This is a genomic window from Kitasatospora sp. NPDC057500, from assembly GCF_042802195.1.
In the GTDB taxonomy this organism is placed as follows: Bacteria; Actinomycetota; Actinomycetes; order Streptomycetales; family Streptomycetaceae; genus Kitasatospora.
Genome location: NZ_JBHVER010000295.1, coordinates 1 through 7,258, shown reverse-complemented (window position 1 = coordinate 7,258; position 7,258 = coordinate 1). Strand labels below are relative to the sequence as shown.

Genomic DNA, 7,258 nt, shown 5'->3' with positions numbered 1-7,258 from the left:
GGCATCCCGTGCGGGATGCCCGGCCCTGTGGGAGGGGAGCCAGTGCCTACTGGTTCTGGTTCTCGCCCCGGTAGAACTCGAAGACCCAACCGAACAGACCGATCAGGATGATCGGCAGCGACCAGAACATCAGCCACCAGCCGAAGATCACGCCGAGGAAGGCGAGCGCGCCGCCGACCGCGAGCGAGAGCGGCTGCCAGCTGTGCGGGGCGAAGAAGCCCAGCTCGCCGGAGTCGTCCGCGACCTCGGCCTCGGGGTTGTCACCCGCGCCGCTGTCCACCCGGCGGGCGGTGAAGGCGAGGTAGTAGCCGATGAAGGCGCACAGGCCGAAGGCGAGGAACAGCGCGGTGGTTCCGGCGGCCTCGATGCCGTGGTCGGAGCTGTTGGTCCACAGGCCGTAGGTGATCGCCATGGCCAGCACGAAGACCGACAGGCCCAGGAAAATCTTGCCCTGTTCCTTCATCGGGCGTCACCCTCCTTCTTGCCCTTGCCCAGCTGCGGGGCGTCGTACTTCGCCGGGGTCACACCGGCGAGGTGCTTGGCCGGCTCGCCGTGGTTCTCCAGGTAGTCCAGCGCGGCGATCTCCGGGTAGTGGAGGTCGAAGGCCGGGGATTCGGAGCGGATCCGGGGCAGGGTGAGGAAGTTGTGCCGCGGCGGCGGGCAGGAGGTCGCCCACTCCAGCGAGCGGCCGTAGCCCCACGGGTCGTCGACCTCGATCTTCTCGCCGTACTTGGCGGTCTTCCAGACGTTGTAGAGGAACGGCAGGATCGACAGACCGAGCAGGAACGAACCGATGGTCGAGACGGTGTTCAGGGTGGTGAACCCGTCGGCGGCCAGGTAGTCGGCGTAGCGGCGGGGCATGCCCTCCGCGCCGAGCCAGTGCTGCACCAGGAAGGTGGTGTGGAAGCCGAAGAACAGCGTCCAGAAGGTGATCTTGCCGAGGCGCTCGTCCAGCATCTTGCCGGTCATCTTCGGCCACCAGAAGTGGAAGCCGGCGAACATCGCGAAGACGACGGTGCCGAAGACCACGTAGTGGAAGTGGGCGACGACGAAGTACGAGTCCGAGACGTGGAAGTCGATCGGCGGGGAGGCCAGCAGGACACCGGTCAGACCGCCGAAGAGGAAGGTCACCAGGAAGCCGACGGTCCACAGCATCGGGGTCTCGAAGCTGAGCGAGCCCTTCCACATGGTGCCGACCCAGTTGAAGAACTTCACACCGGTCGGGACGGCGATGAGGAACGTCATGAAGGAGAAGAACGGCAGCAGCACCTGGCCGGTGACGTACATGTGGTGGGCCCACACCGTCACGGACAGGCCGGCGATCGCGATGGTGGCCGCGATCAGGCCGGAGTAGCCGAACATCGGCTTGCGGCTGAAGACCGGGATGATCTCCGACACGATGCCGAAGAACGGCAGCGCGATGATGTACACCTCGGGGTGGCCGAAGAACCAGAACAGGTGCTGCCAGAGCAGCGCACCGCCGTTGGCCGGGTCGAAGACGTGCGCCCCGAACTTGCGGTCCGCCTCCAGGGCGAACAGCGCGGCGGCCAGGACCGGGAAGGCCAGCAGGATCAGCACCGCGGTCAGCAGGACGTTCCAGGTGAAGATCGACATCCGGAACATCGTCAGGCCGGGGGCCCGCATGCAGATGATCGTGGTGATGAAGTTGACCGCACCCAGGATGGTGCCGAAGCCGGAGAAGGCCAGACCCATGATCCACATGTCGGCGCCGATGCCCGGCGAGCGGACCGCGTCCGACAGCGGCGCGTAGGCGAACCAGCCGAAGTCGGCCGCACCCTGCGGGGTGATGAAGCCGGCGACGGCGATCAGCGAGCCGAACAGGTACAGCCAGTAGGCGAACATGTTCAGACGCGGGAACGCGACGTCGGGCGCGCCGATCTGCAGCGGCATGATCCAGTTCGCGAAACCGGCGAACAGCGGCGTCGCGAACATCAGCAGCATGACCGTGCCGTGCATCGTGAACGCCTGGTTGAACTGCTCGTTCGAGAGGATCTGGGTCCCCGGACGAGCCAGCTCGGCACGCATGACCAGCGCCAGCACGCCGCCGATCAGGAAGAACGCGAACGACGTCGCCAGGTACAGCGTGCCGATCGTCTTGTGGTCAGTGGTGGTGAGCCACTTGATGATGGTGGAACCCGGCTTCCGGGTCCGCTGCGCCCCGACCGTGACGGCCCCGGCGCCCCCGCCGGCCGCGGCGGGCTCGTTGAGGATGGTCACTTCTCTTCACTTCCCATGGTCGTGATGCCGGAGGGCACCGCGCCGGTCTGACCCTTGGCCCGCAGGTCCTTCAGGTGCTGGTCGTACTCGGCACGGTCGACGACCTTCACGTTGAACAGCATGCGCGAGTGGTCGACGCCGCAGAGCTCGGCGCACTTGCCCATGTACTCACCCTTGACGGTCGGGGTGACCTCGAACTTGTTGACCACACCCGGCACGACGTCCATCTTCATCATGAAGTTGATGGGCCAGAAGTCGTGGATCACGTCACGAGAGGTGAGGCGGAACTGCACCGTCTCGTCGACCGGCAGGTACAGGGTCGGCGGCTCGCCGGGGGTACCCACCTCGTACGCGGCCTCCTGGTTGGCCGGGTCCGGGGTCTCGGTGTTCTCGTAGTTGAACGCCCAGCTCCACTGGAAGCCCACCACGTTGACGGTGTGCTGGGGCTTCTCGGAGACGGCGATCAGCTTCGACTCGTCGCGGGCGACGAAGTAGAAGAGGACCGACACGATGATGATCGGGACCGCGGTGTAGAGCGCCTCGATGGGCACGTTGTACCGGGTCTGCGGGGGGACCTGCACGCCGGTGCGGCTGCGCCGGTGGAAGATCACGCTCCAGATGATCAGACCCCACATCAGTACGCCGACCACCAGCGCCGCGATCCAGGAGCCCTGCCACATGTGGAGGACCATCGGCCCTTCCTTGGTGACGGGGCTCGGGAGGCCAAGCCTGGGGAGGTCGTTGGCCGAGCAGCCGGTGGCGGTCGCGATGACGAGGCCCAGTGCCAGCGCCTGAGGCAGCTTCCGCCGCATCGTGCGCCGCGGCGAGCGGTCGGAGCCGTTGGGACTCACGTAGCGCCTTCCCGAAGTCTCGCCCGCCTTCGCGTCGCCCCGGGGAGGCTTCCCCTCCTCGGCGACCCGTCCACGGGCACGGTTTGAATGCTTATGCGGGCCAAACCCTACTCCAGCCTTATGCGCTGCTGACGGGCAGGTCCCGGTAACGCGCCGCCCGGACACCCGATCAGGCCCGGCAGGGGCTGCGCCGCAGGTCATCCTAGGCATTCGGGGTCCGTACGCCCGATCGGGGGATGACCTCGGACAACGTGTGTGACGCCCCGTCGGACGCGGACTATCCGGACATTCTGGATGATCGACTGACGACCGTTGAGCCGCCTCCGGAGCCCGGAAAGCGCCCGGGAGTGTCGTTAAATGTGACCGTGTACTTCGATGTGGCCTCCACCGCACCGCTCCACCCCGTCGCCCGGCAGGCGCTGACCGCCGCCCTCGACGAGGGGTGGGCTGATCCCGCCCGGCTCTACCGCTCCGGGCGGCAGGCCCGGATGCTGCTGGACGCCGCCCGGGAGACCGTGGCCGGGGTGCTCGGCTGCCGGGCCGACGAGATCTCCTTCACCGCCAGCGGCACCCAGGCCGTCCAGCTCGGGGTGCTGGGCGCGCTGCACGGCAACCGGCGGCGCGGCCGGCACCTGGTGCACTCCGCCGTCGAGCACTCCAGCGTGCTGCACACCGCGGAGCGCCACCGGGCGGCGGGCGGCGAGGTGACCGCGGTGCCGGTGGACCGGCTCGGCCGGGTCGACCCGGAGGCGTTCGCGGCGGCGCTGCGGCCGGACACCGCGCTCGCCGTGCTGCAGTCCGCCAACCACGAGGTGGGCACCGTGCAGCCGGTCGCCGAGACCGCCGCCCGGTGCGGGGACGTGCCGCTGCTGGTGGACGCCGCGCAGAGCGCCGGGCGGGTGGACGTGCCGGCCGGCTGGTCCCTGCTGACCGCCAGCGCGCACAAGTGGGGCGGGCCGGCCGGGGTCGGGGTGCTCGCGGTGCGCAAGGGCGTGCGGTACGCCTCGCCGCTGCCCGCCGACGAGCGCGAGGGCGGCCGGGTGCCGGGGTTCGTCAATGTGCCGGCGATCGTCGCGGCGGCGGCCTCGCTGCGGGCGGTGCGGGCCGAGGCCGAGCGGGAGAACGCCCGGCTGCACCGGCTGGTCGAGCGGATCCGGGCCCGGGTGCCGCAACTGGTGCCCGAGGTCGAGGTGGTCGGCGACCCGGTGCGGCGGCTGCCGCACCTCGTCACCTTCTCCTGCCTGTACGTGGACGGCGAGGTGCTGCTGGGCGAGCTGGACCGGGCCGGGTTCGCGGTCTCCTCCGGCTCCTCGTGCACCTCCTCCACGCTGACGCCCAGCCATGTGCTGGCGGCGATGGGGGTGCTCACCGAGGGCAACGTCCGGGTCTCGCTGCCGTTCGGCACCGAGGAGGCGGACGTCGAGCGGTTCCTGGCCGTGCTGCCGGAGGTGGTGGCGGGCGTCCGCGCGCCGCTGGGGCTGGACCTGGCGCCGCCGGCGGGGGCCGGGGAGTCGTCCGACGGGACGCTCACCGTCGACGCGCTGGGCAAGCGGTGCCCGCTGCCGGTGATCGAGCTGGCCAAGCGGATCGGCGAGGTGCCGGTGGGCGGGACGGTCGCGGTGCTGGCCGACGACGAGGCGGCCCGGCTGGACGTGCCCGCCTGGTGCGCGATGCGCGGACAGGAGTACCTGGGCGAGGCCCCGGCCGCCGGGTACGGCGGCGACCGGGGCTCGGCCTACCTGGTGCGGCGGGTCAGCTGACCAGGTGCCCGCCGACCTCGGCGCCGGCGGCCTCGCCGTAGGCGGCGGTGAAGCGCTGCAGGAAGTCGTGCGGGCGCAGCTCGTACTCCTGGGTGCCGACGGTCTCGATCACCAGGGTGGCGAGCATGCAGCCGACCTGGGCGGCGCGCTCCAGCTCCAGGTCCCAGGAGAGGCCGGCCAGGAAGCCGGCGCGGAAGGCGTCGCCGACGCCGGTCGGGTCGACCTTGGCGGTCTCGGGGGCGCAGCCGACCACCACCGGGGCCTCGCCCTTGCGCTCGATCCGGACGCCCTTGCTGCCCAGGGTGGTGACCCGGGTGCCGACCCGGGTGAGGATCTCGTCGGAGTCCCAGCCGGTCTTGGACTCGATCAGCGCGGCCTCGTACTCGTTGGTGAAGAGGTACGCGGCGCCGTCGACGATCTCGCGGATGTCGTGGCCGTCGAGGCGGGCCAGCTGCTGGGAGGGGTCGGCGGCGAAGGCGTAGCCGCGGGTGCGGCACTCCTGGGTGTGGCGGACCATCGCCTGCGGGTCGTCGGCGCCGATCAGCACCAGGTCGAGGCCGCCGACGCGGTCGGCGATCGGCTGGAGCTCGATGTTGCGGGCCTCGGCCATCGCCCCGGTGTAGAACGAGGCGATCTGGTTGTGGTCCTCGTCCGTGGTGCACATGAAGCGCGCGGTGTGCCGGGTCTCGGAGATGTGGACGGAGTGACAGTCCACGTTGTTGCGCTCCAGCCAGCTGCGGTACTCGGCGAAGTCCGCGCCGGCGGCGCCGACCAGCACCGGGCGCAGGCCCAGGACGCCCATGCCGAAGGCGATGTTCGGCGCGACGCCGCCGCGGCGGATGTCGAGGGTGTCGACCAGGAAGGACAGCGACACGGTGTGCAGCTGCTCGGCGACCAGCTGGTCGGCGAACCGGCCGGGGAAGGTCATCAGGTGGTCGGTCGCGATCGAGCCGGCGACGGCGATACGCACGGGGTCTCCTCAGGATGGCGGCGGGGCCATGGGACAACGGAGTGGAACCCACCCACGGTACCCGGCGGAGGCGGGGCGCCAGCAAGAGCGCGAACACTGCGGGTGCGGTCCGCTGTCACCCGTCGTCCCCGAACGTGTACTACCCTCCGGTAGCCCTGGTGGGCCCCGGTCCGCCCGGCCTAGGGTCGCAGGGGAGGGGCCGCCCTTCCGGCCCCCGCCCAGGCCCGTGGCGCCGCTGCCACGGCACGGTGGATCGGAGTGATGGCCGATGATGCCCAGTCACCACCCGCTGCGGGTTCCGCCCGCCCTGCGCGGCGACGCGGACGGCGAGTCGCTGGACGCGCTGGTGGACTCCTCGCGACGGCTGCGGCGGTTCTGGCCGCTGCTGGCGGCCGGCCGGCAGGACGGCGCGCCGGTCCGGTCCGGCTTCCAGGTCTCCTCCGGGGCGCAGCGACTGGTCGCGGGGATGCCCGAGTACGGTCCCTGAGCCGGGCCGCCGGACGGGGCGCGGGCCCCGAGGGGCGGACGGGGAACCGGAATCGTCCGGGGCACGTCACATCCGCGCGGTGCGGTCGGCACGGCGCACCGCCGAACCCTCGGGAGGATGTGCAGATGGATCTGGAGACCATGCCCCGGCGTTCCGGCCGGGCGCGCGCGACGGCACTGGCGGGCCTCGCGCTGGCGGCGGTGGCCGTACTGGCCGGGTGCGACGGCGGGACCAGGACGGCCTCGGACACGACGGGCTCCGGCGCGGAGCGGGCGTCGGCCGGCGCGTCCGCCACCTCCGAGCCCGGCACCGCGACCGCCCCGACGGCCCCGGCCGATCCGGCCGCCCCCGCGTCGACGGCAGCACCGACGGCCGCGCCGTCCGCCCCGGCTCCGGCGCCGGTGACCACGCCGCCGGCCGATCCTTCGGCCACCGCGCCCGACCCTCGGCCGACCGGCCCGGACACCGCCGCCACCGGCCCGGCGTCGACCCCGTTCCCGGCGGCCACTCCCCCGGGCCTGGGCGGCAACGGCATCGCGGTGGGCGAGCCGGCGCCGAACGGGACGGGGAACGCCCCGCAGGCGCACCCGGCGGTCACCTACCGGGCGGACGGCGGCCGGCTGACGGTCTGGTTCTACGGCGGGGTCTGCCAGCGGTACGCGCTCAAGGCGGACGAGTCGAAGCCCGGCCGGGTGGACATCCGGGTGACCACGGCCGCGCCGGTGCCGGCCGGGCAGGACTGCGTCGCGGTGGCCCAGCGGCAGACGGTGACGGCCGACCTCAAGCAGCCGCTGCGGGGCCGGACGGTGACCGACCTGGCGACCGGGCAGGAGGTGCCGCTGGAGGCGGACGCCAAGGCCGGCCCTGACCCGGTGGTCCCGGACGTCCCGGGTGCCCCGTGACGGCGTGAGCCCGTGACCGTGCGAGCGGTGCCCGGACACGACGAGGGCGG

At 71.8% G+C, this 7,258-nt stretch carries 7 protein-coding genes; 3 read left to right on the top strand and 4 right to left on the bottom strand.

Features of this window, described 5'->3' with window-relative positions; translation table 11 throughout:
• Positions 1-46: 46 nt before the first annotated feature.
• The 3 genes from ACFU74_RS34825 to coxB are packed head-to-tail and all read right to left on the bottom strand — an operon-like array spanning position 47 to position 3,089.
• Positions 47-463, bottom strand: a complete 417-nt coding sequence (locus tag ACFU74_RS34825) for a cytochrome c oxidase subunit 4 (protein WP_344335590.1) — start codon at positions 461-463, stop codon at positions 47-49.
• Positions 460-2,238: a cytochrome c oxidase subunit I gene (gene ctaD / locus ACFU74_RS34820; protein WP_380764144.1), complete on the bottom strand. Its 1,779-nt coding sequence runs from the start codon at positions 2,236-2,238 to the stop codon at positions 460-462. The genes ACFU74_RS34825 and ctaD overlap by 4 nt, the downstream gene beginning before the upstream one ends.
• Complete coding sequence (gene coxB / locus ACFU74_RS34815; RefSeq protein WP_380764143.1) at positions 2,235-3,089, bottom strand: cytochrome c oxidase subunit II; 855 nt, start codon at positions 3,087-3,089, stop codon at positions 2,235-2,237. The genes ctaD and coxB overlap by 4 nt, the downstream gene beginning before the upstream one ends.
• Positions 3,090-3,454: 365 nt before the next feature.
• On the opposite strand from coxB, the gene ACFU74_RS34810 reads away from it, so the two are divergent.
• Positions 3,455-4,849 (top strand): cysteine desulfurase/sulfurtransferase TusA family protein, encoded by a 1,395-nt coding sequence (locus tag ACFU74_RS34810; protein ID WP_380764142.1) that lies wholly within the window; start codon positions 3,455-3,457, stop codon positions 4,847-4,849.
• Here ACFU74_RS34810 and ACFU74_RS34805 read toward each other — a convergent pair.
• On the bottom strand, positions 4,842-5,819 hold the full coding sequence (locus ACFU74_RS34805) for a carbohydrate kinase family protein (protein WP_380764141.1): 978 nt from the start codon (positions 5,817-5,819) through the stop codon (positions 4,842-4,844). The genes ACFU74_RS34810 and ACFU74_RS34805 overlap by 8 nt on opposite strands.
• A 268-nt stretch (positions 5,820-6,087) precedes the next feature.
• On the opposite strand from ACFU74_RS34805, the gene ACFU74_RS34800 reads away from it, so the two are divergent.
• Positions 6,088-6,306: a hypothetical protein gene (locus ACFU74_RS34800; RefSeq protein ID WP_380764140.1), complete on the top strand. Its 219-nt coding sequence runs from the start codon at positions 6,088-6,090 to the stop codon at positions 6,304-6,306.
• 125 nt (positions 6,307-6,431) lie between these two features.
• Positions 6,432-7,208 (top strand): hypothetical protein, encoded by a 777-nt coding sequence (locus ACFU74_RS34795; RefSeq protein WP_380764139.1) that lies wholly within the window; start codon positions 6,432-6,434, stop codon positions 7,206-7,208.
• The last annotated feature ends 50 nt before the right edge of the window (positions 7,209-7,258 follow it).